The organism is Mesorhizobium subarcticum, assembly GCF_055456085.1.
On the sequence record NZ_CM144237.1, the window covers coordinates 4,985,552 to 5,010,185 of the forward strand.

A 24,634-nucleotide genomic window follows, 5' to 3' on the forward strand; every position below is an offset into this window, starting at 1 on the left:
CTACCTCAACCAGCGTTCGATGCGCGCCATCGCCTCGACCATGTCGTCGTGGCTGCCGGCATAGGAAAACCGCATCGTGCGATGCCCCGCGCGGGTGTCGAAGTCGCGGCCGGGCGTAGCCGCCACATGCGCCTCGGCCAGCATCTTGCGCGCAAAAGCCATGCTGTCATTGGTGTGGCGGGTGACATCGCAATAGGCATAGAAGGCACCGTCCATGGGTGCGGCCAGCGGAAAGCCGAGTTCCGGCAGCCGCTTCATCAGAAGCTCGCGATTCCAGGCGTAGCGGCCCTTGACCGCCTCCAGTTCCTCCGTGGCGGCGAAGGCCTCGATCGCGGCGATCTGCGACAGCTCCGGCGGTGAGATGTAGAGGCTCTGGGCGATGCGCTCGACCGGCCTCACCAGCTCTTCCGGCAACACCATCCAGCCGATGCGCCAACCGGTCATGCAATAGTATTTCGAGAACGAATTGATCACCGTCACGCTGTTGCCAAAGGCGAGTGCCGTGGTGTCTGGACCGCTATAGGCCAACCGGTGGTAGATCTCGTCGGAGATGACGGCCACTCCCAGTGTTTCCGCCATATTGACCAACGCCGACAGTTCGCCGGCCGGTATGATCGCGCCGGTCGGATTGGCCGGACTTGCAAACAGGACGCCTTTCAGCGGCTTGTCGCGATGCGCGGCCTCCAGATGACCGGCATGCAGATAGGCCGCGTCGCCGAGCTCGATCTCGACCACCTCGATGCCGAGCGCCGCCATGATGTTGCGATAGGCAGGGTAGCCGGGTGCTGCGATGGCGACGCGGTCACCGACATCAAACATCGCCAGGAAAGCAAGATTGAAGGCCGCCGACGAACCGGTGGTCACTGCGATCCGGTCGGGCTCGATTTCAAGCCGGTAGTGATCCGCATAGTGCTCGGCGATCGCCTTGCGCAGCCCCGCCAGCCCCAGCGTGTCGGTGTAGCCTATGCGACCATCCTGCAAGGCCTTGGCCGCCGCGCCGCGAACCCGTGCGGGTGCCGGATCAGACGGCTGGCCGACCGCCATGGAGATCACCGGCACGCCGTGGGCTTTCAGCCGGTTCGCTTCGGCCAGCACATCCATGGCGTGGAATGGCTCGACATTGCCACGACGTGAGAGCGAAACGACCATTTTATGCCTATCCCGACAGTTGAGCACGCCATGCCCTTGATGCATGCGCCGCACAAATGCCCGATTGGTGTGAGGATCACAAGTTGAGGAAGTTTTCCCGGTGCCGACTTTTCATCTTTCGCCCGCTCGTCTACCAGTGGACACGTCATGTTGAGCCGACCCAGATCGACGATTGCCCGGATTGCGCGTGTTTTCGCGACGCTTTCGCTTGGCGTAGCCGTTGCCGTGGCGAGCTCGGTCACTGCCTTCGCCCAAAACGTGCCGGTGGTACGCGATGCCGAGATCGAGGCCCTGGTGCGCGACTACGCACGGCCGATTTTCAAGGCGGCCGGGCTGGCGAATGACGGCATCGACATCGTGCTGGTCAACGATTCCAGCTTCAATGCCTTCGTCACCGGGCGCCGGCTGTTCATCAACACAGGCGCCCTGATGACGGCCGAAACGCCCAACGAGATCATCGGCGTCATCGCGCATGAGGCCGGTCATATCGCCGGCGGCCACCAGCAGAAACTGCGCGACCAGCTCGAGCGCGCCAAGACCATGGCCATCATCGCCACCTTGCTTGGCGCCGGCGCCATCGTTGCCGGTGCGACCACCAACAGCCGCGGCCTTGCCGGCGCCGGCATGGGCGTGGCGGCCGGTGGCGGCGAGATGGCGCAGCGCAGCATCCTCGCCTATCAGCGCACCGAGGAAATAACCGCCGACCGTTCGGCGATCAACTATCTCAACGCCACCGGCCAGTCCGGCATGGGCATGCTGAAGACGTTCCATCGCTTCCAGACCGCGCTATCGCTGTCGGGCACGCAAATCGATCCCTACCGGATCAGCCATCCGATGCCGCAGGATCGAATCTCCAATCTCGAAGTGCTGGTCAAGCAAAGCCCCGATGTCGACAGGGTCGACCCGCCTGCGCTGCAGCAGCGCCATGACATGATGCGTGTGAAGATCGCCGTCTACATGGAAGGGCAGGCCACCGCGTCGCGGCTGATGCGGAAGATGCAAGGGACCCTCGCAGGGCAATATGGAGATGCCCAATCGACCTACCTTTATGGAGATATCGCTGCTGCGCTCGCCAAGACCAACGCCCTTATCAAAGCGCAACCCAGGAATGCCTACTTCCAGGAGTTGCGTGGCGACATCCTGATGAAGGCGAACAAGCCTGGAGATGCGGCCGAAGCCTACGCCAGGGCGGTCAGCCTCGATCCGGCGCGGTCCGGATTGCTGCCGGTCTCGCTTGGTCAGGCGCTGATGGCGGTCGGCACGCCCGAACTCGCTGAAGAAGGCCGTGGTGCAGATCAACAGTGGCCTGGGGCGCGACAAGGAAAATTCCGTCGGGTATCGTTACCTGGCGCAGGCTTATGGCGAGTTGGGAGACATACCAGGCGCCGAGCTTGCCACGGCCGAAGGTCATTTCTATTCTGGTAATTACAAGGATGCGAAGATCTTCGCCATGCGCGCGCAGCAACAGATGAAGCGCGGCGAGCCGCGCTGGATACGCGCCCAGGACATCATAAACTACAAATCGTCGAGCAAGATCTGATAATTCTCATGAACCCTCCGGCCCCGCGCTGCGACACAGCCAGACCGGAAGACAGGCAAAAGGAACGAGAACGATGAAAAAGGCACTGCTGCTGGGCACCACTGGGATCGCTGTAGCCCTTGCCATGCTGGCATTCGGTTTCGTGGCCGGCAGCCCGCAAATCGCCAAGGCCGGTACGACGCAGCCTGCCCAGGTGGCTCAGCCTGTCCAGACGGTGGCTGATACCAAGATCGATCGCACCGAGGTCGAAGGCATCATCCGCGACTATCTGTTGAAGAACCCGGAAGTGCTGCTCGAAGTGCAGGACGCACTTGAGGCCAAGCAGAAGGAAGAGCAGCGCATCGCCCATCTCGGCGTAATCAAGGACGCCAAGGACCAGATCTTCAACTCCGCCTTCGACGGCGTCGTCGGCAACCCGAACGGCAAGGTGACGATCGTCGAGTTCTACGACTACAATTGCGGCTTCTGCAAACGCGCCATCGAAGACATGCAGGCGCTGACCAAGTCCGACCCCGATCTGCGCTTCGTGCTCAAGGAATTCCCGATCCTCGGCCCTGATTCTCAGAAAGCCAGCGTCGTCTCGAAGGCGTTCCACTTGATGATGCCGCAGAAATACGGCGAGTTCCACAATGCGCTGCTCGGCGGCCAGGGGCGCGCCACCGAGGCGACCGCGATCAAGATCGCGCTTTCGCTGGGCGCCGACGAGGCGACGCTGCGCGAGAAGATGAAGGATCCGTCGATCCCCGAGGCCTTCTCCAAGACCTACGATCTTGCCAACAAGTTGGCGATCACCGGGACGCCGTCCTACGTCGTCGGCAACGAGGTCGTGTTCGGGGCTCTCGGGCAGGACGTGCTGGCGGAAAAGATCGAGGCGGCGAAAGCCGCGCTTTGATCAGCTACCGGTTTTCTTCACGGGCGCATTTCGGCCTGTTGTGGACAGTGAAAGAACGCACTTGCGCTCTTTTCGCGGACGACTATGCCCGGTATAGAGGCCCAGCGCGCCGGCTTGATGCCGGCGTAGGAAAAGGTCTGGCTTTTTGAAAACGGTTTTCGTCCTGAACGGTCCCAACCTCAACGCGCTCGGCAAGCGCGAGCCGGGCATCTATGGCGGCAAGACGCTGGCCGCGATCGCCGACGACTGCAAGCAGGCAGGCGCATCGCTTGGGCTCGAGATCGATTTCCGCCAGTCGAACCACGAGGGTGACCTCGTCGACTGGATCCAGGAGGCCGGCGACAAGGCAGCCGGCATCGTCATCAATCCGGGCGCCTACAGCCATACCTCGATCGCGATCCACGACGCCATTCGTTCGGTTGCGCCGCTGCCGGTCGCCGAAGTTCACCTCTCCAACATCCACGCGCGGGAATCATTCCGCCACGTCTCCATGGTCGCGCCGGTCGCCGTCGGCATGATCTGTGGCTTTGGGCCGCTCGGCTACACGCTGGCGCTACAGGCGCTGGCCGCACGCCTATGACCGGCCAACAAACAGAAGGCTCTAAAATGTCGATAAAGAAGACCGGTGTTGACCAGCAGCTGATCCGCGATCTGGCGGGCATACTGAACGACACCAACCTGACCGAGATCGAGGTTGAACTGGGCGACCTGAAGGTGCGCGTGTCGCGGCAGGCACCTGCCGTCCACGCAATCGCGGCACCCCAGCCCAGCTATGCGCCTGCCGCAGGCGCTCAGCCCGCAGCGGTGGCCGCCCCGGCGGTGGTGGACGTGTCGAAGAACGCGGTCACCTCGCCCATGGTCGGCACCGCCTATCTGGCGCCGTCGCCCGATGCCAAGGCGTTCATCGAGGTGGGCCAAAAGGTCAAGGAAGGCCAGACGCTGCTGATCATCGAAGCGATGAAGACGATGAATCAAATCCCCTCGCCGCGCGCCGGCACGGTGACGGCGATCCTGTTCGAGGATGCTTCACCGGTCGAATACGGCATGCCGCTCGTCGTGGTCGAGTAGAGCGGGCCGGATGTTCCAGAAAATCCTCATCGCCAATCGCGGCGAAATCGCCCTTCGGGTGCTGCGCGCCTGCAAGGAACTCGGCATCCAGACGGTGGTGGTGCATTCAACCGCCGACGCCGACGCCATGCATGTGCGGCTGGCCGACGAGAGCGTATGCATTGGCCCGCCGCCATCGCGCGACAGCTATCTCAACATCCATCAGATCGTCGCGGCCTGCGAGATCACCGGCGCCGACGCCGTGCATCCGGGCTACGGCTTCCTGTCGGAGAACGCCAAGTTCGCCGACATCTTGGCCGCGCACAACATCACCTTCATCGGCCCGTCCGGCGACCACATCCGCATCATGGGCGACAAGATCGAGGCCAAGCGCACCGCCAAGCGTCTTGGTATCCCGGTTGTGCCCGGTTCGGACGGCGCTGTCACCGATCAAAAGGAAGCCAGGCGCATTGCCGCCGAGATAGGCTATCCCGTGATCATCAAGGCATCGGCCGGCGGCGGCGGGCGCGGTATGAAGGTCGCGCTCACCGAGGACGACCTCGAGATTGCCTTGCAGACAGCGAGCACGGAAGCCGGCGCTGCCTTCGGCGACGATGCCGTCTACATCGAGAAATACCTGCAAAAGCCGCGCCACATCGAGGTGCAGGTGTTCGGCGACGGCTTCGGCCGCGGCGTGCATTTCGGCGAACGCGACTGTTCGCTGCAACGCCGCCATCAAAAAGTCTGGGAAGAGGCGCCCTCGCCGGCCCTCAACGCCGAGGAGCGGGCCCGCATCGGTGGCATTTGCGCCAAGGCCATTGCCGATCTCGGCTATTCCGGCGCCGGCACGATCGAGTTCCTGTACGAGAATGGCGAGTTCTATTTCATCGAGATGAACACGCGTTTGCAGGTCGAGCATCCGGTCACGGAAGCAATCACCGGCATCGACCTCGTCCACGAGCAGATCCGCGTCGCTTCCGGCGGCGGACTTTCGGTCAAGCAGGAAGACATCAAGTTCAATGGCCACGCCATCGAATGCCGCATCAATGCCGAGGATCCGCGCACCTTCACCCCCTCGCCTGGCACGATCACGCATTTTCATACGCCAGGCGGCCTCGGCATCCGCGTCGATTCCGGCGTCTATTCCGGCTACAAGATCCCGCCCTATTACGACAGCCTGATCGGCAAGCTGATCGTGCATGGGCGCAACCGCGTCGAATGCATGATGCGGCTGCGCCGGGCGCTCGATGAATTTGTCGTCGACGGCATCAAGACGACACTGCCGCTGTTTCGCGATCTGGTCGGCAACGCCGACATCGCCAATGGCGACTATGACATCCACTGGCTGGAAAAATACCTGGCCAAGGAAGAGTAGTCCGGGGACGCGATGACCCGCCCCTACGCGCCTGGCTATCGCATCCCCACCGACCTTCTGCTCAAGGCCTATGCCTCGGGCGTGTTCCCGATGGCCGAAAGTGCGGCCGACCCGGAGGTGTTCTGGGTGCGGCCGGAGACGCGCGGCATCATCCCGCTTGACGGTTTTCACACGCCTAAAAGCCTGAAGAAGATGATCCGCAAAAGCCCGTTCGACATCCGCTTCGACTTCGATTTCGAGGCCACGATCGAGGGCTGTGCGGAAAAACGCGAGGAGCGGCGCTCGACCTGGATCAATGGGCCAATTCGCGAGGCCTATGTGCAGTTGCACCGCATGGGCCATTGCCATTCGGTCGAGGCCTGGCGCGAGGACCGGCTGGTCGGCGGCCTCTACGGCGTGTCGCTCGGACGGGTGTTCTTCGGCGAAAGCATGTTTTCCAAGGAGACGGATGCATCGAAAATCTGCCTCGTGCATCTGGTCGAGCGCTTGAAGGCGCGAAGCTTCGCCCTGCTGGATACGCAGTTCACCACCGAGCATCTGAAGCGCTTCGGCGCGGTCGACGTGCCCCGAGGCAAATACGAAAAGATGCTGGCCGAAGCCCTGAAAGGCGAAGCGATCTTTTTTCCGTAGGGGTCGAGCCCCTACTTGGCCGCAGCCTTGATCGGCGTCTGCGAATGGAACATCATCTTCCAGCCGTTGACGCGATGGACATAGCCGGTGCTGACCAGCGCGGCGTAGGGTTCACCATTGTCCCGCGTCGCATGCGCCTCGTAGGTCAGCATGACAATGTCACTGCCCGGTTCGATTATTCCCTTGAGCTCGATGTCGAGGTCGCGCCAGCGATTGGGCTTCGTTGCGGTCTTGGCCAGGTCGGCATTGTCCATCGCTTGTGCCATTCCGGGGAAAGCTACCAGGCATTCGGTATCGACATTAGCCGCATAGTAGGCCTCGTCGCCCGTCCAGAAGCCCTTTTCGAGTTCGAGAAGCTCTTTCTTGCTCGCCGTGATCCGCTTGCTGTCTGACATCGGAATATCCTCCGGGCGCATCAATGCGCGGTCGTCCGTGGCCCAACGTGTGATGGCCACGACGGTTCCCAGAGATCAGTTGGTGTCTGACGTATCCGGTTCCGTGGGATCGGACTGTTCCACATCCGGGGTGGTCGCGGGCTTTGGCTTGGCTGAAGCGGGCTTGGGCTTGGCCGTCGCGGGCTTCGAAGCATCCGCCTTGGTGGCGTCGGCCTTGGTGGCGCCAGGCGCGGGCACATCCGACTTCTGCTTGCATTCCTTCAGCCAGACGTCATAGACGGCATGTTCGACGGCGTTGAGGCCGGGGCTTTCTGCAAACATCCAGCCGGTGAAGATGCGGCGGATCTTGCGGTCGAGCGTGATCTCGTCGACCTCGACGAAGGAATCGGTCTTCGGCTCCTCGGTCTGCGGCCGCGAATAGCAGACGCGCGGCGTCACCTGCAAAGCGCCGAACTGCACCGTCTCGTCGATATAGACATCGAAGGTGATGATGCGGCCGGTGATCTTGTCGATGCCGGCGAACTCGGCAACCGGGTTGGTGATGCGGTCCGAACCGGCGGACGCTGCAGGCGCTGCCGGCTGTACAGCGGGTGCGGGCGACGCCGCAAAACCCGCGGTGCTGACGGCGAGGCCGGCGGCTAGCGTCAGACCGCCCGTCGATATCAGGTTGAAAAAGCTCATATAAGGGTACCGGTGGTTCGTGCCCGGGTGATTCCGTCGATCGCCAAGGCTAGTCGCCGTTTTCTGATCAGCAAGCAGCTAAACACCAATTGTGGCGATAAAGGACCGGCCTGCAGTTTGCGCCGTTACAGTCGGGGCTGTTACGATCCGGGCGTCCAGGCGTCGTAGTCACCCGTGACCTGCGGGCGATGCTGATTGGTCAGCACCGAGCCCTTCGGGCGATAGGCCGCCGGGCTGCCGGTCAGGTTGGGCTGGTGTGGCTTCTGCCAGTCGCGCGGCTTGTAGTCTTCGCTCGGCGGCGCGACATCGACGCGATGATGCATCCAGCCGTGCCAACCGGGCGGAATGGCCGAAGCTTCCGAATAGTTGCTATAGATCACCCAGCGGCGCGTGCGGCCTTCCGAATCGATGCCACCCTCGTAATAGACATTGCCGACCTCGTCCTGGCCGACCCGCTTGCCGTACCGCCAGGTGTGCAGGCGCGTCCCTATCGTCTGGCTGTTCCACCAGGTGAAAAACTGCGTCAGGAAAGTCTTCATCGCAAAACCCTCGCGCTGGCGGCGCCTGTTTCCTGCTTATGGCGTCAGGCCTTCGGGAAGGCAAGGGTTTTGCCGCAGGCAGCGCGCAAATGGCGCGCTTGGGATCCGACACGAGCCTGTGATCGCGCGAGGCGGCAGGATGCACGCTTGCCAAGCCTTTCGGCTCTTTCTAAAGCTCAGCGCGCCCATGCGGGTATCAACCGGCCATGGGCCGAAGGGGGTGACGATTGGCCACAAAATTGCCGACCACCGACATTCGCATCGGCACCGAGCTGATTCGCCGCCGCAAGGGCGGCACGCCCCTGGTCTGCCTGACGGCCTACACCTATCCCGTCGCCCGCCTGCTCGATCCCCATGTCGACCTGCTTCTGGTCGGCGACAGTGTCGCCATGGTGCTGCATGGCCATGAGACGACGCTGGGTGCCACGCTCGAGATGATGATCGCGCATGGGCAGGCCGTGATGCGCGGCTCGGCCAGGGCCTGTGTGGTCGTCGACATGCCGGCCGGCAGCTATGAGGGTTCGGCGGCGCAGGCCGTTGCCTCGGCGCGGCGCATCGTTGACGAGACCGGCTGCCAGGCGGTGAAACTCGAAGGTGGCGTCGACATGGCCTTGCAAATCGCGGCAATCGTCGCCGCCGGCATTCCGGTTATGGGCCATATCGGCCTGCTGCCGCAGTCGGTCGAAAAGGATGGCGGCTACAAGATCAAGGGCCGCACGGACGAGACTATCGCGTCGCTGCTAGCCGACGCGCTCGCCGTCGAAAAAGCCGGCGCGTTGTCCGTGGTCATCGAAGGTACCATCGAGGCGGTCGCCGCCGACATCACACGCCGCATCGCCATTCCAACCATCGGCATCGGCGCCAGCGGCGAGTGCGATGGCCAGATCCTGGTCATCGACGACATGGTCGGGCTGACCGTCGACCGTGTGCCGAAATTCGTCAAGGAATACGCCGATCTGCGCGGCGTGATCGCGCACGCCGCGGAGCGCTACGCATCGGAAGTGCGAAGCCGGACATTTCCCGGCCCTGACCACGTCTTTGCCAACTCAAAAGTCTTCGCCGACTCAAAAGTCTTTTCGGGCACGCATGGCGGAGATGATGCATGAGCCAGCCCGACGTCGTCGACAGCGTCGCAGCACTTCGCGCGCGGGTCCGTGACTGGCGGCGTGATGGCCTGCGCGTCGCCATGGTGCCAACCATGGGCGCGTTGCATGAGGGACATCTCTCGCTGATCAGGATCGCACGCGAAAAAGCCGAGCGCTGCGTGGTGTCGATCTTCGTCAACCCGACGCAATTCGCGCCGAGCGAGGATCTCGACAAGTACCCGCGCCAGCTCGCCCGCGACCTGGATATGCTGGCGACGGTCAGGGCCGATCTTGCCTTCACGCCGACGGTTGGCGCCATGTATCCCGCCGGCTTTGCAACCAAAATCTCGGTCGGCGGCCCGTCCGCGGGGCTCGAATCGGACTTTCGCCCGACCTTCTTCGAGGGCGTCGCCACGGTGGTGGCCAAGCTTCTTCTCCAGGCGACACCCGACTACGCGGTCTTTGGCGAGAAGGACTACCAGCAGCTTTGCGTCGTCAGGCAGCTCTGCCATGACCTCGACCTGCCCGTCGAGATCATCGGCGCGCCGACCATACGCGACGCGCAAGGTTTCGCCATGTCGTCGCGCAACGCCTATCTCAGCGAAGCCGAACTCCAAACCGCGCGCCAGCTCAACCTGATTCTGCGCCAGACCGCAGAGGCGCTGGCGTCCGGCGCACATCGAGATGACGCGACCGGCGGAGCCAGCCGCGCCCTGATCGCCGCCGGCTTCCAGAAGGTCGATTATGTCGAGGCCCGCGAAAGCCTGAGGCTTGCGCCATGGCGCCGCAACCGCGCGGGGCGCGTGCTCGCCGCTGCCTGGCTCGGCAAGACACGTCTCATAGACAATGTGGAAGTTCCCACCACCTAAGTTGGATTAGCGATGCTTGCCCCAGCATGCACAGAGCTGTTTGAATTATGTTAGATATGACTAAAATATCGAACATAGGCAGCAATTCTGCCATGCACGGCATTGCGCGCCGACGTAACAATTCCTGACTACTGCGGCATGATCAAGTTACACAGCGGCGTTAGTGTGCAACCTAGCGCAGTGTTATTGTGGAACCTGGCACTGCGCTTACCTCGGGGCGGCACGAGAGGGCCCATGTCACTGTCGGCGAATACGATCGACCGCGCACTGCCGCAGGTCGTCGAGGCCATATACGATTCGGTTGCCGACGTTGACCGCTGGCAGTCGACGCTCGAAGCCATTCGCCGGCTGGCGGTTGGCCAGCTTGCCATGCTGGCGGTTGTCGACACAGCGACCAATTCCGCTCGGTTTTCCGTGTCCTGCGGCGATCCCGCGATCCTGGAGCCGTTGCAACGCGATTATCGGTCGGAGGTCCCCTTCTTCACGGCCGTGCCGAAGATGGATATCGACATGCCCTTCACGGTCGATTCCTTCTATGCGCTGCAAGGACCAGACGCCCGGCAGAATTGGATCGACAGCCGCATCGTGCGCGAATGGGTGGAGCCAAACCGCCTGGACGACTTCTTCTGGGTAGCGCTGATGAAGCGACCAACGCGCATCGGCACGCTGATGGTTGTGACGGACAAGGACAGGCGGCAAATCTCGACGGAGGATGTGGCCCTGGTTTCGTCGCTTGCACCGCATGTACGGCGCGCGGTCACGATCGGCGACCTGTTCGAGGCTGAACGGCGCAAGGCCGAGATTTTCCGCTCCATCATCGAAAACCTCACGCACCCGGTGATGATCGTTTCCAACGACATGCAGATCATCTTTGCCAATTCCTCCGCCGAAGCCCTGCTGATGGAAAGCTCGGCCGTCTCATCGGTGCGTGGCCAGTTGGCGTTTGCCTATCCGCAGGCCAATGCCGCGATCAGCCGCGCGGTCGAACTCGGCACCCGCGATGAGTTCGCACTTGGACCTTCCGGCATCAACATTCCGCTCGCCAAGGTCGGCGTTCCGGCCGTGGCGCATGTGATGCCGCTGGCCCGGCGCGAGATTTCGGCGCGGATGTCGCAGCGCGCCGCCGCCGCGATCTTCATTGCCGCCGCCGGCGCCACGCCGACCCCGGCACTGGACGCGATCGCCGCGCTGTTTGGCCTGACAGCAGCGGAAAAACGCGTCACCGGCCATGTCGCCAGCGGCAAGACGCGCAAGGAGATCGCATGCGCCAGCGGTGTTTCCGACGGCACCATCAAATCGCAGTTGGCGACGATCTTCGACAAGACCGGAACCGGCGACCAGCGGGAACTCGAATTGCTGATACGCGAACTGTCGCCACCGCTGCGCTCACGCTGACCTGGCCTTCCTAGTGCCTACTCCTCCGTCGGCATATGCAGATACATTGACTGGATGCCGACCCGGCCCGGGCCGGTGAAGCGGTTGACGATGAAGTTCATGTTGGCGCCGAAGAAGCCGCTCGACAGGCGGTCGATCTTCGTTTCCATCCGCACCGTCGCATCCTTGAACAGCCAGCCGCCCGGCTCGATGTCGATGGTCTCGCCGGCAGCCAGCGTTTTCTCGAAGACATTGCCGTAGCCGTGCAGCCAGACGATGCCGTCACCGGTGTCGCCGCGAAACCGATCGATGAAGAAGCCGCTCTGGCCAAACAGCATCGTCGCCAGGCCGCGAACCCGCTCGAATGTATAATCAATGTTGCCGGTGGCAGCGAGAAACTGGTGTTCGCGCACCTGGATCTCCTCGCCGCGTCTGAGATGGATCGGCACGATGTGGCCAGGCCCGTCGCGGCTGAAGGCGATGATGCCCGCCCCCGACGCCTCGGTGACGAAGATCTGCATGCCCGCCATCATGCGCTTCAACGCTCCCTTCAGCGATTTCAGCCCGATGGTAATGGTGGAGTTCTTCCACAAAAGGATGTGGTGCTCGAAATAGACCGGCATTCGCGTCACATCGACCGAAAGCACCGGCACCAGTTCACCCGCTATGTGATAGGTGACGCCACCAAAAGTCTCATCCGACACCTGTGTCGGCATCAGTTCCGGCAAGCTTGGCATGGTTCCCCCCTCGCCGCCTTGCGCGCCAGCCCATTCCGGCTTACGCACGGTCAGCCGCACAAGCTTGGTGCCGGCCCCTCTGATCGTCAAACGAAAACATCCCTCCACCGCACCGCTCGCGCGAAGGTGATCCAGACAGGTGCGCGTCGAAGCGATCAGCCGGCAAGAGGCCGGCGATAGACCAGCGTCGGCTCGCCAGAGGCACCGGTGCGATCACCGGCCGCGCCGGATCGCACGAAGCCGTTGGCCTCGTAGAAGGCGATGGCGCGTGTGTTTTGCGCCTCCACTTCCAGACGGATGGCATTGGCCTCGGGAAAACTTTCGATGATCTCATCGAGAAGCATGCCGCCGATTCCACGCCCTTGCAGGCCGGGCAGCACGTAGAGCTGTCTCAGGACAACCGTCTTGCCGCCGTCGATGCTTTCGGCAAAAGCCACGCCGCCAATGCGCTTGCCGTCATCGGCAACGAGGAAGTCGCTGTTGGGTTTGATCAGCCGGGCCTTCAGCGAAGCGATCGAATGCCATTCGTCGGTGATCTCGGTGACCTTGGCCGCGCCGTATATGGCGTCATACTTCGCATGCCAGGTTTCGACCAGCACTGCCCGAATGGCATCAAGGTCGCGTTCGCCTGCGGTGCGGACGAACATGGCCTTACTCGATGCCGAGCTTGGCCTTGACGAGGTCGTTGACGGCCTGCGGATTGGCCTTGCCGCCGGTCGCCTTCATCACCTGGCCGACGAACCAGCCAGCCATGGTCGGCTTGGCGCGCGCCTGTTCGACCTTGTCTGGATTGGCCGCGATCACCTCGTCGACCGCCTTCTCGATGGCGCCGGTGTCGGTGACCTGCTTCAAGCCACGGCTTTCGACCAGCTGGCGCGGATCGCCGCCTTCGTTCCAGACGATCTCGAACAGGTCCTTGGCGATCTTGCCGGAGATGGTGCCATCCTTGATCAGGTCGATGACCGCACCGAGCTGATCGGGAGAAACGGGAGCATTTTCAATGTCCTTGCCCGCCTTGTTCAGCTGTCCGAGCAGATCGTTGATGACCCAGTTGGCGGCAAGCTTGCCGTCTCGACCCGCGGCCACCTTCTCGAAATAGTCGGCGATCGACTTTTCCGATACCAGGATCGAAGCGTCGTAGGTGGAGAGACCCAGCGAGGAGATCAGCCGTGCCTTCTTGTCGTCGGGCAGTTCCGGCAGTCCTATGGCCAAAGCATCAACATAGGCCTGGTCGAATTCCAGCGGCAGAAGATCGGGATCGGGGAAATAGCGGTAGTCGTGTGCTTCTTCCTTCGAGCGCATCGAGCGCGTTTCGCCCTTGACGGCATCGTACAGCCGCGTTTCCTGATCGATCTTGCCGCCGTCCTCCAGGATGGCGATCTGGCGGCGCGCCTCATAGTCGATGGCCTGGCCGATGAAGCGGATCGAGTTCATGTTCTTGATCTCGCAGCGTGTGCCGAACTCGCGACCGGGCCGGCGTACCGAGACGTTGACGTCGGCGCGCAGCGAGCCTTCATCCATGTTGCCGTCGCAGGTGCCGAGATAGCGCATGATGGTGCGCAGCTTGGTGACATAGGCTTTGGCCTCATCGCCCGAGCGCATGTCAGGCTTGGAGACGATCTCCATCAGCGCCACGCCAGAACGGTTAAGGTCGACATAGGACATGGTCGGATGTTGGTCGTGCATCGACTTGCCGGCATCCTGCTCCAGATGCAGCCGCTCGATGCCAACCTCGATGTCCTCGAACTCGCCCTGCCGATCCGGTCCGACCGAGACGATTACAGTGCCCTCGCCGACGATCGGCTGCTTGAACTGGGAGATCTGGTAGCCCTGCGGCAGGTCGGGATAGAAATAGTTCTTCCGATCGAAGACCGACTTGTGGTTGATCTGCGCCTTCAGGCCGAGGCCGGTGCGGATCGCCTGCTTGACGCATTCCTCGTTGATGACAGGCAGCATGCCCGGCATGGCCGCATCGACCAGGCTGACATTGGCATTGGGGGCCGCACCGAAAGCGGTCGAAGCGCCGGAAAACAGTTTTGCTTCCGAGATGACCTGCGCGTGCACCTCGAGACCGATGATGATTTCCCAATCGCCGGTGGCGCCAGGGATCAGGCGTTTTGCGTCGGGCGTGCGGGTATCGATGAGTGTCATGGCGGCCTGCAGAGTGGAATGATGGAAGTTGCATTAATGCAAATTCTGATTTGCAACTTCGCTAGTGCAAACCGCCAAAAGAGACAAGCGCAAAGCCGCGGGCTGGCCTTTTCGGCCGCTTTCGCCTATAGGACGCCCATCCCAATGGAGAGTGGATGTCCACTTACGCTCAGTCCCGGTAGGGCCCTGACCTCGTAGCGAGGCAGGGCAGAAAACCTGAAACCCCGTGCCGCGAAGCTTCGCGGCGGCGGCATTTTTTGTTTTCCCGGAAAAACTCTCACATGGATATTTCGCGCACTGAACAGCGCATCCTGCACTTGCTCGCGCAGGGCGGACGCATTGAAATCGAAAAGAACCAGAAAAAACGGATCGCCTCCGTCAAATGCCTGACCCGCGACGGCTGGCACTATCCGGGCGTCGATCTCGACCTGTTTCGCAAGTTGAAACGCAAGAAGGCGGTTTCGTCGTCGGATGGCGGTCCCTACCGCATCACAAGGCGCGGGCTCGAACTCGTGCGCTCCGAACTCGACAACAGATAGACTGTGCGTCCGCCGGTCGGCACTCCGGCCGGCGGTTCCGTTCGCCGCTCAGGCAGTGGCGATGTAGGCCCTGATCTCGTCGGCCTCACGCTCGACATCCTCGATGCGGCGCTTGACCACGTCGCCGATGGAGACGATGCCGTCGAGCAGGCCGTCTTTTTCCACCGGCAGATGGCGGAACCGGCCCCTGGTCATGATCTCCATGACCTCGTTGACGGTGTGGTTCTCATTGCAGATCTTCACCTTCGGCGTCATTGCCGAACGCACCGCGATATCGAGTGCCGCGCCACCTTCCTTGGCGACAACCCGCACGATGTCGCGCTCGGACAGGATGCCGACGATCTTGCGATCGCCATTGGTGATGACCAGCGCACCGATCTTGTGTTCGGCCAGGATGCGGATGGCTTCGCTGAGCTTTTCGTTCGGCCCGAGCGTCATCACGTCGTGGCCTTTTCTCTCGAGAATTGCCTTAACAGTCATGGCTTCCTCCTCCGCTTGCTTTCCGGTCCCCTGCCCAGACCGGCTTCACATAAGAGTGAACATCGTGCGCCGTGATCGGTTGCATTTCAAGTGCGGTGGTCGCTGGTCTCCCATTCCGGCGACTGCCATTGCCGGTCGAACCACCGCAGGCCGAAGAAGCCGGCGACAAAGCCGCCAATGTGGGCCTCCCAAGCGATCTGGCCGTCCACTCCTGGGGCAAAGCCGAGGAGGCCGGTGGCAAGGTTGATGATCATCCACACAGCGAGGAAGATCACGACACCGCGCAAGCGTAAGACGATGGCGATCGGCAGCACCGGGCCGGCGAAGGCCGCCTTGCCGGCCGAACGGTCGGTGCGGAAACCGAAACGCGCCGCGGCACCCATCATGCCCGATATTGCGCCGGAAGCGCCGACCAGCGGCGCTTCACCGTATGGGTGCATGGCCCAGAAGAGCACCACTGAGGCCAGTCCGGTGGCCGCGAAGAACAGCGCGAACCAGAGCGCGCCAAGGCGATTGGCCAGTGGTGACCCAAAGGCGGCCAGCCAGACCATATTGATGGCGATGTGGGCAAAACCGCCATGCATGAAGGCATAAGTGAAGGGGCGCGTGAACAGGAACCAGTCGAAGCCGTATTGTCCGGTGTAGAGGACAGGGATGAAGGCTCCGTCGTAGAGCAGCGTTATCTGCTGGGCGTCGTTGAGCACATATTGCTGCAGCAGAAAGACGGCCGCGCAAATGCCGATCACCGCCAGCACGACCGGCGGCAGATTGAACACCGGCTCGCGCCGGGGCTCCGGCGTCGGTTCGGTGGGTTCGGTTTCCGAAGGGCTTACCGGTTCACTCATGCGCATCTGGTCCAGGGATTCGATGCGCGAGCTTTAGAGCAAGGATGCTCCGGTTGGAACAATTCTGTTTCTCAAACGGCAACCGCGCCGTACGGCGTCGCCCGCATTTGCTATGAAAAGAAAGGAAACGAAGCGGAATTGCTCCGGGATTTGAAAAACTCGCAACGCGCGTTCTCGGAAGCGACGAGCCGCCTCCCTAGAATGCCGCGCCATAACGGGTGAGAAAGACGGCCAAAACTCGCCGCCCCAAGCGCAATGCCATAACCCGAAGCTCACGCATCTTGCCCTCAGCAAATTTAGCCATCGCCGTCTCCGTTAACGGCATCGAGAAATCCTTCGGACCAACACGCGCGCTCGCCGGCGCCGATCTTGCCGTGGCAGCCGGTGAGGTCGTGGCGCTGATGGGCGCCAATGGCGCCGGCAAGTCGACCTTGGTGAAGATCCTTTCGGGCTCGTATACGCCCGACGCGGGCACCATCACGCTGGGCGGCAACGCGGTCACCTTCGCCTCGCCCAGCGCCGCCAAGGCCGCCGGCATCGCGACGGTGCATCAGGCGACCGACCAGGCCGGCGCTGCCGGATTGAGCGTTGCCGAAAACCTCCTGCTTGACGAGCTTTGTGGCCAGGGCGGACGTTTCCTCGTCTCGGCGGCATCGATCCGCCGGCGGGCGCGCGCGATCGCGGCGCTGATCGACCTCGATCTGCCGCTCGATCGCGACTTCGTCGATCTGCGCCCGGCGGAACGCCAGTTGATCGCCATCGCCCGCGCCGTCGCGGCCAAGGCCTCGGTGCTCATCCTAGACGAGCCGACGTCGAGCCTGTCGACCACGGAAGCCGAGCGGCTGTTCGCCATCATCCGCCGGCTGCGCGCAAGCGGCATGGCAATCCTCTATATCTCGCACAGGCTTGGCGACCTTGCGGCAATCGCCGATCGTGCCGTCGTCATGCGCGGCGGCCGCATCGTCGGTGCCTTTGCCAGGCCGATCGATTTCCCGGCGGCCGTGGCGGCCATGATCGGCCGGACACTGGAAGCCGCCACGCATGACGGCAAGACATCAGCCGCCCCGATCATCGCCTCCATCAGGGGCGCGCGGCTGGTTCCCGGAGCGGAACCTTTCGATCTCGACCTGCGCTCCGGCGAGGTTGTCGCCATCACCGGCACGCTCGGATCGGGCAAGAGCCGGTTGCTGCGCGCGCTTTTCGGACTCGAAACGCTGGCGCAAGGCGGTTTCGTTCTCAATGGAAAGCCGTGGCTTTCGAGCGGGCCGGCACAGTCGATCGAAAGCGGCGTCTTCATGGTTGCCGAGGATCGCTGGCAATCGTCATTGCTGCCACCGGAAGTTCCCGGCGCCTCGATCGCCGGCACGATCGCCTTGCCGCATCTCAGACGCTGGTTTCCGGGCGGTCTGCTCAGAACCCGGCGCGAGCGCAACGTGGCCACGGAGGCGATCTCGCGGCTCGGCATCAAGGCACGCGGACCCGACGACACGCTCGACGAGCTTTCCGGCGGCAACCAGCAAAAGGTCGTGCTCGCCCGATGGCAGGCCGCGCCTTGCCGGCTGCTGCTGCTGGACGAGCCGTTCCAGGGCGTCGATGTCGGCGCGCGTGCCGATCTGATCGCCGCCATCCGCAACAGCCAAAGCGGCTCCGCCACGCTGATCGCGACCAGCGACACAGAAGAGGCACTGGAGGTAGCAGACCGCATCCTCGTCATGCGCAACCACTCATTTCATGAGGCCGGAGACGGCCATGGCTCGCTGACCGACCAGATCGGCAAGGTCGAGAGCGACGAGGCTGGAGACCACCGATGACCTATCCGACAACGACACAGCCGACCGCCTCGCGCACATCGCTTTTCCGCGAGACCCGCCGCTATGCCCTCTTCGTACTGCTGGCACTGATGGTGGTCGGGTTCTGGCACGCGCAGCCTGCCTTCATCCGCTCAGCCAACCTGTTCTCGATCCTGCAGGCGGTTTCGGTGGTGGCGATCCTCGGCGTCGGCGTGTCGATCACCATGGCGGCGGACGGCTTCGATCTGTCGGTCGGCAGCATCGCCGCGTCGTCTGTGATGGCGGCGAGCTACGCCATGGTCGTGTGGCAGCTGGACGCGGCTGAGACCATGGTGCTGGTCTTGGCGATGGGTGCCTTCATCGGCCTCGTCAACGGGCTGCTGATTGTCCGCGTCGGCGTACCCGATCTTCTCGCCACGCTGGCGACCATGTTCCTGCTCGCCGGCCTGCAACTGATCCCGACGGGTGGACGCTCGATCACCGCCGGCATGGTGCTTCCCGACGGCACATCGGCCCCTGGCGCCTACGATCCGTCGTTCCTGATCCTTGGCCGGTCGCGGCTTTTCGACACAATTCCCCTATCTGTCGTGGTCATGGCTATCGTCGCCCTGCTGGCATGGTTCCTAATGGAGCGCACGCGCTGGGGCCGCGTCTTCTACGCGATCGGCGGCAACGAAACGGCCGCGCATCTTGCAGGTGCGCCGACCAAGAGATACCGGCTCTGGGCCTACATCCTGTCAGGCACGCTTGCGTCGCTGGGAGGGCTGATCGTGGCCTCGCGTGTCGGCCGTGGCGACGTTTCGGCGGGCAATTCGCTGCTGCTCGATGCCGTGGCAGCCTCGCTGATTGGCTATGCCGTGCTCGACAAGCGCCGCCCGCATGTGATCGGCACGGTGGTCGGCGCCATCTTCGTCGGCGTGCTCCTCAACGGCCTCACCATGCTCAACGCGCCCTATTACACGCAGGATTTCGTCAAGGGCGTCGTGCTGGTTGGAGCGCTGGCGCTGACCTTCGGCCTGGGAAAGAAGCGGTAACCCAACCTTCAACCGATATCTCCTCTCCCTCGCGGCAAACGAGGGAGAGGAAAAGAAAGTCAGTTGGACGGGATCCAGCTGGCCGCCGCCGCATCGCTCTGGCCGAAGGCTGGAAGCTTGGCGTCGAGATCCTCGACTGTCTTGATGCCATTCTTGCGCAGTTCTTCCTGCGTCAGCAGCACCGGCTTGACGATGATGTTGTGACCGGGATCCTCGCCGGCGATCAGCTTGGCCGCGGCACGCACCGAAACCGCGCCGACGACGGCCGGATTGGTGGCCGCGGTGGCGACCCACGGGCTTCCTTCCGCGGTGATCTCGGTGATGTCGGCGGTCGACACGTCGGCCGAATAGATCTTCACCTTGTTCGAGATGCCGAGTTCGTCAGTGGCAAGTTTCACGCCGCGCGCGAACTCGTCATAGGGGGCAAAGACGACCGAGATGTCGGGGTTGGCCTGGAATGCCGCCTTGGTCTGGTCGGCGGTCGATACGGCGGTCGTGTCGTTGACCGTTCCCCAGCGCGCTTTCTCGACGATGCCGGGATTGGCCATCCTGGTCTCGTCCCAGATTTCGTTGCGGCGGTCGAGCGGCGCAAAGCCGGCGACATAGACATAACCTGCCTGGAACGAGGTGCCATTGTCCTTGAGCGCCTGGCCGAGCGACGCCTTGGCAAGGTCGTGATCGGACTGTTCGACCTGCGGGATCTTCGGATTGTCGAGATTGACGTCGAAGGCGACGACCTTGATGCCGGCATCGAGCGCCTTCTGCGCGACGTCCTTCAGCGCCTCGGGTTGGCCATGGTCGATGATGATGGCCTGGACACCGAGATTGATCGCCTGCTCGATCTGGTCGCGCTGCGCGGCAGCATCCTGCCGGCCGGAAAAGATCTGCAGGTCGATGTCGAGCGCTTTGGCCTGTTTCGTCGCGCCGGCCTGATAGGCCTGAAAGAAGTCGCCGGCCGAGATGAAGGTGACGAGCGCCACTTTCACGCCGCCCTTGTCGAAAGGAGCGGGCGCGCCTGCGATTCCGGCAGCATGAGCGGCGCCGATTGGAATTGCACCGGCGAGCAGACCGGCGGTGATCAGTCCAAGGATAGAAGTCTTCATGAAGGTTTCCCCAGGGAATTACGCTGACGAGGCACGTCTCCGGACCGCAGGATCGCCGCCGTCGCGCCTCAAGAAGCGAATTCACGAAGGGTACAGCGGCAACAGAACCGCTCGGAACGCAGATTTTTCTCTTTCGCGGTGCGTGATTGGCAAATGTTGCTGCCGCCTGTCGCACAGCGCGGGGATCAGGCTATGCCGGCACCATTGATCATCGGACCGCCGCCGATGCCGCGAAGGGCGAAAATCATGCCCACCGTTAACCGCGAATCATGCGGCGCGAATCAAAAAAGAAGCCGTTCAAGGTTTCCCTTGAACGGCCGGTCGAGCCCCCTGCTCCCCTAAAACTCTTGACTGAAGTGCTGCCGATCGTCGCTAAACGACCGCTTCTGGAGTGGTTTTGGTGTGCCACAGGGCCTGCTTCGGCGCAACGTAAACCAGTTGTTAACCTTAACGGCCCCGACCCGTGAACAAGTGTTAACGACGCTGGCACGCTTCCTGCTCTGCAACGCATGTAAGTCATCGGAGGGCGCCCTTCTGTTCACCGATGGGACATCAGACGACAGAATGCGCGGAGCAGCATATTATGAACCAAAACGGATCGATCACGCTGTTCCACTATTGGAACCGCCTGCGTGACGGACGCCCTGCTCCGAAGCGTTCGGAAGTCGAGCCGGCCGACATCAAGTCGCTGCTGGCTGATACATTCATCCTGGAAAAGGACACGCGCGGGCAACCCGTGTTCCGTCTGGCCGGCACCAGGCTCTGCGCCTGCTATGGCCGCGAACTCAAGGGGTTCTCCTTCCCGTCGCTGTGGCGCGAGAAGGATCAGCGCCTGGTTTCCCGGCTGATTCATGGTGTCTTCGACCAGAAATCCGTCGTGCTGATCAATTTCGAGGGCTTCAGCCGCAACGGCCGCTCCAATAAGTTCGAACTGCTTGCCTTGCCGCTTGATGGCGGCATCGAAAATCCGCGCTGCCTCGGCGTGATCAGCGCGGCAGAGAAGCCGTTCTGGCTGGGTGCCGACCCGATCACGGACGCAATGATCGATTCGATCCGTGTCATCGATCCGGAGAAGGAACTCCTCAACAACCGTCCGGCGATCAACGTTCCCTCGCTTGTTCCAGCCGAGCTCGAGGCGCCCGAAACGATCTCGGCGCTCGGCCGGGCGCGCCGCATCCGCCATCTCGTCGTTTTCGACGGCGGGCGCGAGGAATAGTTGATGATCCCACGGTCTTGCAGGCCGGTTTTTTCCCTTTGTTAACCCGCTTTGTTGTACCTCTTTGATGAAGTCCCTCGCATTGACGCGCGGGAATGCCAACGGGGTGTGGGCAGTCATGAGGTCAGCGGCGGTCGACTACGCGCCGTCCCAAGCTGAAAGGCGTAACTTTCAGCGCGTCCGCGTCAAGATATACGGACGCTTCATGCTGGAAGATCGCACCGAGCATCCTTGCCAGGTTGTCGACATGTCGCCCGGCAACGTCGCGTTCCGCACCGACCGGGTCGGCATGCCCGGCGAAAAGGTCATCGCCTATATCGACCATATCGGCCGCATCGAAGGCGTCGTCACACGCACCTTGCAGGACGGCTTCGCCATGACGGTGATTGCGTCCGACCGCAAGAAGGACAAGCTTGCGGCGCAATTGACCTGGCTTGCCAACAAGCACGAGCTCGACCTGCCGGAAGACCGCCGCCACGAGCGCGTCGCGCCGCGCAACCCGACGAGCGTGCTGCAACTTACCGACGGCCGTCAGTACCAGTGCCGGATCATCGATCTGTCGCTGTCGGGCGCCGCGGTCGAGATCGACGTCAAGCCGGCGATCGGCATCCAGGTCATGCTTGGCACCATGCGCGGGCAGATCGTTCGCCATTTCGAGGATGGCGTCGCCATCGAATTCGCGGTCATCCAGCGCCCCGAAACGCTCGATTCCGAATTCAACACGCCGCGCGCCTGACCGGATAGGACAGGCAATCAAACCGGCCCTTCGCGGCCGGTTTTTTATTTCCGGCAACAGCGACTGACATCCCCTGGAAGCGATCGACGTCGCTTCCGGCGATCCGAGGCGACTATCTGCGGGCGGGGGCCGCAAAGCCACGCGTCCCAGCAGGCCAGATCCGGCAATCCAAACAATTCAATACTCAAATGATTCAAATTTTATGTTTATTCTACTGGCGTTTTACTTAAAGTATGCTTCGCGCTTTTGCGTCAAATAAATCCAGCTGTGGCAATGTCTCCTTCGAACGGGGAGACTAAAAATGAAAAAAACGAGGGGCAAGCTGTTGCTGTTGGCAATGGCGATGCAGCTTTCCGCTTGGGGATCAGCATATGCCGCGGGACCGGCCTATATGCACACCGGCGGACGTACCACGCAACCTGTTGGCCACTATGAATTCTGCCAGCGTATACCGATCGAATGCAACGAGAAGACTCCGAAGGGCGAACCGGTCGACCTGACCCGCAAGCTCTGGGCGACGATCGTCAACGTCAACAATTCGGTCAACACCCGCATCAAGCCGCGCACCGACATGGAAAACTACGGTGTCGAAGAATACTGGTCCTATCCCGACAATGGCTATGGCGATTGCGAGGACTACGCGCTGGAGAAGCGACGCGAGCTGATGAGCGCGGGCGTGCCGGAAGGTGATCTCCTGATGACGGTTGCGCGCCAGCCGAATGGCGACGGCCACGCCGTGCTGACCGTGCGCACGAGCCTCGGCGAGTTCATTCTCGACAATCTGGAAACCAAGGTGCTGTCCTGGACGGACACCGACTACACCTATCTCAAGCGTCAGTCGACGGAGAATTCCGGCGTTTGGGTGACGATCAACGACGGCCGCTCCGACGCGGTCGCCAGCGTCCGCTAGGACGTAACGAGAAACCCGGTCGAGTCCCCACCCTCCCCGTCCCCAACGACCGGGTCAAAGGAGCCGGCCCTGTCCCCGGGCCGGCTCCGCCATTTCTGGCGAAGGCTGCTGAAATTGATCCAATTTCGATGGCATAGTGCCTATTCGCGTCACCATATCTCCAGAAGATATCAGCCGCAGGAGGTACTATGCCGACCGAAGCTCGATCGCCACGTCTTGCGGTTCTTATCGATGCTGACAACACCTCCGCCAAGATTGCCGACGGCTTGTTCGAGGAAATCGCAAAGATCGGCGAAGCCAGTGTGCGCCGGATTTATGGCGACTTCTCCAGCCCTCGATCCAAGGGCTGGGCAGACATCCTGGCGAAGCACGCAATCATTCCGCAGCAGCAGTTCGCCTATACCACCGGGAAGAATGCTTCAGATATCACGCTGGTGATAGACGCGATGGATCTGCTCCATAGCGGTCGTTTCGACGGTTTCTGTCTAGTTTCTTCCGATAGTGATTTCACCCGGCTTGCTGCACGCATACGTGAACAGGGTGTCGATGTGTTCGGGTTTGGAGAGCAGAAGACCCCGGAGAGTTTTCGGCAGGCTTGCCGCCGGTTCATCTACACCGAGAACCTTCTGCGTGGCCCGGCGAACATCCCGGACACCGCGCCCGCATCGAAGCCGCTTCGATCGTCCAGTGCCGCGCTGCCCATGCTCAAGAAAGTCATTGGCCAGATGGACAGTGAAGATGGTTGGGTGCTGCTCGGCACATTCGGCAAGCAACTCTCGAACCTCTTCTCCGATTTTGACCCTCGCACCTATGGTTTCGGCAAACTGAGTGACCTGGTGAGGGGCACAGCCGAATTCGAAATCGAGGCTCCCAAAGGGGGAGCCATGCGTATACGCATCAAGCCCCCGGCAGCGAGAAGGGGAAAAAGCAAATCCACCTGATCCACGCGGGGATGCCGTCCCCGTAACTTGCCGGTTGGATCGTGGCTTAGACCCTCTTCAGCCCCGCCTTGAAGCGTTTGCCGTTGGCGACGTAGTGCGCCGCAGACCCGCGCAGCTTGGAGATGGCCGCGTCGTCCAGCACCCTCATCGCCTTGGCCGGCGAGCCGACGATCAGCGAATTGTCCGGAAATTCCTTGCCCTCGGTGACCAGCGCGCCGGCGCCGACCAGCGAATTCTTGCCGATCTTCGCACCGTTCAGCACGATGGCGCCCATGCCGATCAGGCTGTTGTCGCCGATCGTGCAGCCATGCAGCATGGCTCGATGGCCAATCGTGCAGCCTTCGCCAATGGTCAGCGGAAAGCCGGGATCGGTGTGCATGACCGTATGTTCCTGCACATTGGTGTCGGCACCGATGACAATAGGCTCGTTGTCGCCGCGAATGACGACGCCGAACCAGAAGCCGGCATTGCGGCCGACCCTGACGTCGCCGATCAGCGTCGCATCGGGCGCGATCCAGTTTGTATCAGAATCCGCGAAGCTGGGCTCTGTTCCGTCGATCGCATAAAGCGGCATTG

At 62.2% G+C, this 24,634-nt stretch carries 26 protein-coding genes and 1 pseudogene; 16 read left to right on the top strand and 11 right to left on the bottom strand.

Annotation, left to right across the window (positions count from 1 at the left end):
• Complete coding sequence (locus ACZYHG_RS24265) at positions 1–1,149, bottom strand: pyridoxal phosphate-dependent aminotransferase (protein ID WP_464610689.1); 1,149 nt, start codon at positions 1,147–1,149, stop codon at positions 1–3.
• Between the two features lie 147 nt (positions 1,150–1,296).
• Here ACZYHG_RS24265 and ACZYHG_RS24270 point away from each other — a divergent pair.
• The 6 genes and pseudogenes from ACZYHG_RS24270 (at position 1,297) to aat (ending at position 6,633) form a co-directional block, all read left to right on the top strand.
• Positions 1,297–2,689: pseudogene (locus ACZYHG_RS24270) on the top strand (M48 family metalloprotease).
• Between the two features lie 73 nt (positions 2,690–2,762).
• Positions 2,763–3,581, top strand: coding sequence for a DsbA family protein (locus ACZYHG_RS24275; RefSeq protein ID WP_464610690.1), 819 nt, complete (start codon positions 2,763–2,765; stop codon positions 3,579–3,581).
• Positions 3,582–3,726: 145 nt separating this feature from the next.
• A complete protein-coding gene (aroQ, locus tag ACZYHG_RS24280; RefSeq protein WP_019857903.1) occupies positions 3,727–4,161 on the top strand; it encodes a type II 3-dehydroquinate dehydratase in 435 nt (144 codons plus the stop codon).
• Between the two features lie 26 nt (positions 4,162–4,187).
• Positions 4,188–4,649: an acetyl-CoA carboxylase biotin carboxyl carrier protein gene (gene accB / locus ACZYHG_RS24285; RefSeq protein ID WP_464610691.1), complete on the top strand. Its 462-nt coding sequence runs from the start codon at positions 4,188–4,190 to the stop codon at positions 4,647–4,649.
• Positions 4,650–4,659: 10 nt separating this feature from the next.
• Positions 4,660–6,003 (top strand): acetyl-CoA carboxylase biotin carboxylase subunit, encoded by a 1,344-nt coding sequence (gene accC, locus ACZYHG_RS24290; RefSeq protein ID WP_464610692.1) that lies wholly within the window; start codon positions 4,660–4,662, stop codon positions 6,001–6,003.
• 12 nt (positions 6,004–6,015) lie between these two features.
• Positions 6,016–6,633, top strand: coding sequence for a leucyl/phenylalanyl-tRNA--protein transferase (aat, locus tag ACZYHG_RS24295; protein ID WP_464610693.1), 618 nt, complete (start codon positions 6,016–6,018; stop codon positions 6,631–6,633).
• 11 nt (positions 6,634–6,644) lie between these two features.
• Here the strand turns inward: aat and ACZYHG_RS24300 are convergent, their stop codons facing one another.
• The 3 genes from ACZYHG_RS24300 to ACZYHG_RS24310 form a co-directional block, all read right to left on the bottom strand.
• Entirely contained in the window at positions 6,645–7,028 is a 384-nt protein-coding gene (locus ACZYHG_RS24300) for a hypothetical protein (RefSeq protein ID WP_464610694.1), read from the bottom strand.
• Between the two features lie 75 nt (positions 7,029–7,103).
• On the bottom strand, positions 7,104–7,709 hold the full coding sequence (locus ACZYHG_RS24305) for a DUF2155 domain-containing protein (RefSeq protein WP_464610695.1): 606 nt from the start codon (positions 7,707–7,709) through the stop codon (positions 7,104–7,106).
• Positions 7,710–7,849: 140 nt separating this feature from the next.
• On the bottom strand, positions 7,850–8,248 hold the full coding sequence (locus ACZYHG_RS24310; RefSeq protein ID WP_464610696.1) for an NADH:ubiquinone oxidoreductase subunit NDUFA12: 399 nt from the start codon (positions 8,246–8,248) through the stop codon (positions 7,850–7,852).
• A gap of 227 nt (positions 8,249–8,475) precedes the next feature.
• Between ACZYHG_RS24310 and panB the strand changes: the two genes are divergently transcribed.
• The 3 genes from panB to ACZYHG_RS24325 all read left to right on the top strand — a co-directional run bounded on the left by panB (position 8,476) and on the right by ACZYHG_RS24325 (position 11,597).
• On the top strand, positions 8,476–9,354 hold the full coding sequence (gene panB / locus ACZYHG_RS24315) for a 3-methyl-2-oxobutanoate hydroxymethyltransferase (RefSeq protein ID WP_464610697.1): 879 nt from the start codon (positions 8,476–8,478) through the stop codon (positions 9,352–9,354).
• Positions 9,351–10,202, top strand: a complete 852-nt coding sequence (gene panC, locus ACZYHG_RS24320) for a pantoate--beta-alanine ligase (protein WP_464610698.1) — start codon at positions 9,351–9,353, stop codon at positions 10,200–10,202. Before panB ends, panC begins: the two co-directional genes overlap by 4 nt.
• 234 nt (positions 10,203–10,436) lie before the next feature.
• Positions 10,437–11,597: a PAS domain-containing protein gene (locus ACZYHG_RS24325; protein ID WP_464610699.1), complete on the top strand. Its 1,161-nt coding sequence runs from the start codon at positions 10,437–10,439 to the stop codon at positions 11,595–11,597.
• Positions 11,598–11,614: 17 nt separating this feature from the next.
• Here the strand turns inward: ACZYHG_RS24325 and ACZYHG_RS24330 are convergent, their stop codons facing one another.
• The 3 genes from ACZYHG_RS24330 to gatB all read right to left on the bottom strand — a co-directional run bounded on the left by ACZYHG_RS24330 (position 11,615) and on the right by gatB (position 14,464).
• Entirely contained in the window at positions 11,615–12,403 is a 789-nt protein-coding gene (locus ACZYHG_RS24330) for an AIM24 family protein (RefSeq protein ID WP_464610700.1), read from the bottom strand.
• A 65-nt stretch (positions 12,404–12,468) separates the two neighbouring features.
• Positions 12,469–12,960: a GNAT family N-acetyltransferase gene (locus ACZYHG_RS24335; RefSeq protein ID WP_464610701.1), complete on the bottom strand. Its 492-nt coding sequence runs from the start codon at positions 12,958–12,960 to the stop codon at positions 12,469–12,471.
• 4 nt (positions 12,961–12,964) lie between these two features.
• On the bottom strand, positions 12,965–14,464 hold the full coding sequence (gatB, locus tag ACZYHG_RS24340) for an Asp-tRNA(Asn)/Glu-tRNA(Gln) amidotransferase subunit GatB (RefSeq protein ID WP_464610702.1): 1,500 nt from the start codon (positions 14,462–14,464) through the stop codon (positions 12,965–12,967).
• 281 nt (positions 14,465–14,745) lie between these two features.
• Between gatB and ACZYHG_RS24345 the strand changes: the two genes are divergently transcribed.
• The gene (locus ACZYHG_RS24345) at positions 14,746–15,003 is read left to right on the top strand and encodes a YjhX family toxin (protein WP_464610703.1); all 258 of its coding nucleotides are present in this window, start codon (positions 14,746–14,748) and stop codon (positions 15,001–15,003) included.
• Positions 15,004–15,051: 48 nt separating this feature from the next.
• Here the strand turns inward: ACZYHG_RS24345 and ACZYHG_RS24350 are convergent, their stop codons facing one another.
• A complete protein-coding gene (locus ACZYHG_RS24350; RefSeq protein ID WP_027028760.1) occupies positions 15,052–15,483 on the bottom strand; it encodes a CBS domain-containing protein in 432 nt (143 codons plus the stop codon).
• 86 nt (positions 15,484–15,569) lie between these two features.
• Positions 15,570–16,328, bottom strand: a complete 759-nt coding sequence (locus tag ACZYHG_RS24355; RefSeq protein WP_464610704.1) for a rhomboid family intramembrane serine protease — start codon at positions 16,326–16,328, stop codon at positions 15,570–15,572.
• A 281-nt stretch (positions 16,329–16,609) separates the two neighbouring features.
• On the opposite strand from ACZYHG_RS24355, the gene ACZYHG_RS24360 reads away from it, so the two are divergent.
• Both ACZYHG_RS24360 and ACZYHG_RS24365 read left to right on the top strand, forming a co-directional pair.
• On the top strand, positions 16,610–18,139 hold the full coding sequence (locus ACZYHG_RS24360; protein ID WP_464610705.1) for a sugar ABC transporter ATP-binding protein: 1,530 nt from the start codon (positions 16,610–16,612) through the stop codon (positions 18,137–18,139).
• The gene (locus ACZYHG_RS24365; protein WP_464610706.1) at positions 18,136–19,152 is read left to right on the top strand and encodes an ABC transporter permease; all 1,017 of its coding nucleotides are present in this window, start codon (positions 18,136–18,138) and stop codon (positions 19,150–19,152) included. The genes ACZYHG_RS24360 and ACZYHG_RS24365 overlap by 4 nt, the downstream gene beginning before the upstream one ends.
• A gap of 59 nt (positions 19,153–19,211) precedes the next feature.
• Here the strand turns inward: ACZYHG_RS24365 and ACZYHG_RS24370 are convergent, their stop codons facing one another.
• On the bottom strand, positions 19,212–20,255 hold the full coding sequence (locus tag ACZYHG_RS24370; RefSeq protein ID WP_464610707.1) for a substrate-binding domain-containing protein: 1,044 nt from the start codon (positions 20,253–20,255) through the stop codon (positions 19,212–19,214).
• A gap of 583 nt (positions 20,256–20,838) precedes the next feature.
• Between ACZYHG_RS24370 and ACZYHG_RS24375 the strand changes: the two genes are divergently transcribed.
• The 4 genes from ACZYHG_RS24375 (at position 20,839) to ACZYHG_RS24390 (ending at position 24,058) form a co-directional block, all read left to right on the top strand.
• Positions 20,839–21,471, top strand: a complete 633-nt coding sequence (locus ACZYHG_RS24375; RefSeq protein WP_464610708.1) for a PAS domain-containing protein — start codon at positions 20,839–20,841, stop codon at positions 21,469–21,471.
• Positions 21,472–21,589: 118 nt separating this feature from the next.
• Positions 21,590–22,207 carry a PilZ domain-containing protein gene (locus tag ACZYHG_RS24380; RefSeq protein WP_027028754.1) on the top strand — a complete coding sequence of 206 codons (618 nt, stop codon included), beginning with the start codon at positions 21,590–21,592 and terminating at the stop codon, positions 22,205–22,207.
• A 301-nt stretch (positions 22,208–22,508) separates the two neighbouring features.
• Complete coding sequence (locus ACZYHG_RS24385; RefSeq protein ID WP_464610709.1) at positions 22,509–23,117, top strand: transglutaminase-like cysteine peptidase; 609 nt, start codon at positions 22,509–22,511, stop codon at positions 23,115–23,117.
• A 188-nt stretch (positions 23,118–23,305) separates the two neighbouring features.
• A complete protein-coding gene (locus ACZYHG_RS24390) occupies positions 23,306–24,058 on the top strand; it encodes an NYN domain-containing protein (protein WP_464610710.1) in 753 nt (250 codons plus the stop codon).
• Between the two features lie 46 nt (positions 24,059–24,104).
• Here ACZYHG_RS24390 and ACZYHG_RS24395 read toward each other — a convergent pair whose 3' ends face one another.
• Positions 24,105–24,632 (bottom strand): gamma carbonic anhydrase family protein, encoded by a 528-nt coding sequence (locus ACZYHG_RS24395; RefSeq protein WP_464610711.1) that lies wholly within the window; start codon positions 24,630–24,632, stop codon positions 24,105–24,107.
• Between the last annotated feature and the right edge of the window lie 2 nt (positions 24,633–24,634).

Coding starts and splice junctions, on each gene's coding strand:
- ACZYHG_RS24265 (WP_464610689.1), bottom strand. CDS start 1,149: ATGGTCGTTTCGCTCTCACGTCGTGGCAATGTCGAGCCATTCCACGCC.
- ACZYHG_RS24275 (WP_464610690.1), top strand. CDS start 2,763: ATGAAAAAGGCACTGCTGCTGGGCACCACTGGGATCGCTGTAGCCCTT.
- accB (WP_464610691.1), top strand. CDS start 4,188: ATGTCGATAAAGAAGACCGGTGTTGACCAGCAGCTGATCCGCGATCTG.
- accC (WP_464610692.1), top strand. CDS start 4,660: ATGTTCCAGAAAATCCTCATCGCCAATCGCGGCGAAATCGCCCTTCGG.
- aat (WP_464610693.1), top strand. CDS start 6,016: ATGACCCGCCCCTACGCGCCTGGCTATCGCATCCCCACCGACCTTCTG.
- ACZYHG_RS24300 (WP_464610694.1), bottom strand. CDS start 7,028: ATGTCAGACAGCAAGCGGATCACGGCGAGCAAGAAAGAGCTTCTCGAA.
- ACZYHG_RS24305 (WP_464610695.1), bottom strand. CDS start 7,709: ATGAGCTTTTTCAACCTGATATCGACGGGCGGTCTGACGCTAGCCGCC.
- ACZYHG_RS24310 (WP_464610696.1), bottom strand. CDS start 8,248: ATGAAGACTTTCCTGACGCAGTTTTTCACCTGGTGGAACAGCCAGACG.
- panC (WP_464610698.1), top strand. CDS start 9,351: ATGAGCCAGCCCGACGTCGTCGACAGCGTCGCAGCACTTCGCGCGCGG.
- ACZYHG_RS24325 (WP_464610699.1), top strand. CDS start 10,437: ATGTCACTGTCGGCGAATACGATCGACCGCGCACTGCCGCAGGTCGTC.
- ACZYHG_RS24335 (WP_464610701.1), bottom strand. CDS start 12,960: ATGTTCGTCCGCACCGCAGGCGAACGCGACCTTGATGCCATTCGGGCA.
- gatB (WP_464610702.1), bottom strand. CDS start 14,464: ATGACACTCATCGATACCCGCACGCCCGACGCAAAACGCCTGATCCCT.
- ACZYHG_RS24345 (WP_464610703.1), top strand. CDS start 14,746: ATGGATATTTCGCGCACTGAACAGCGCATCCTGCACTTGCTCGCGCAG.
- ACZYHG_RS24350 (WP_027028760.1), bottom strand. CDS start 15,483: ATGACTGTTAAGGCAATTCTCGAGAGAAAAGGCCACGACGTGATGACG.
- ACZYHG_RS24355 (WP_464610704.1), bottom strand. CDS start 16,328: ATGAGTGAACCGGTAAGCCCTTCGGAAACCGAACCCACCGAACCGACG.
- ACZYHG_RS24365 (WP_464610706.1), top strand. CDS start 18,136: ATGACCTATCCGACAACGACACAGCCGACCGCCTCGCGCACATCGCTT.
- ACZYHG_RS24370 (WP_464610707.1), bottom strand. CDS start 20,255: ATGAAGACTTCTATCCTTGGACTGATCACCGCCGGTCTGCTCGCCGGT.
- ACZYHG_RS24375 (WP_464610708.1), top strand. CDS start 20,839: ATGAACCAAAACGGATCGATCACGCTGTTCCACTATTGGAACCGCCTG.
- ACZYHG_RS24380 (WP_027028754.1), top strand. CDS start 21,590: ATGAGGTCAGCGGCGGTCGACTACGCGCCGTCCCAAGCTGAAAGGCGT.
- ACZYHG_RS24385 (WP_464610709.1), top strand. CDS start 22,509: ATGAAAAAAACGAGGGGCAAGCTGTTGCTGTTGGCAATGGCGATGCAG.
- ACZYHG_RS24390 (WP_464610710.1), top strand. CDS start 23,306: ATGCCGACCGAAGCTCGATCGCCACGTCTTGCGGTTCTTATCGATGCT.
- ACZYHG_RS24395 (WP_464610711.1), bottom strand. CDS start 24,632: ATGCCGCTTTATGCGATCGACGGAACAGAGCCCAGCTTCGCGGATTCT.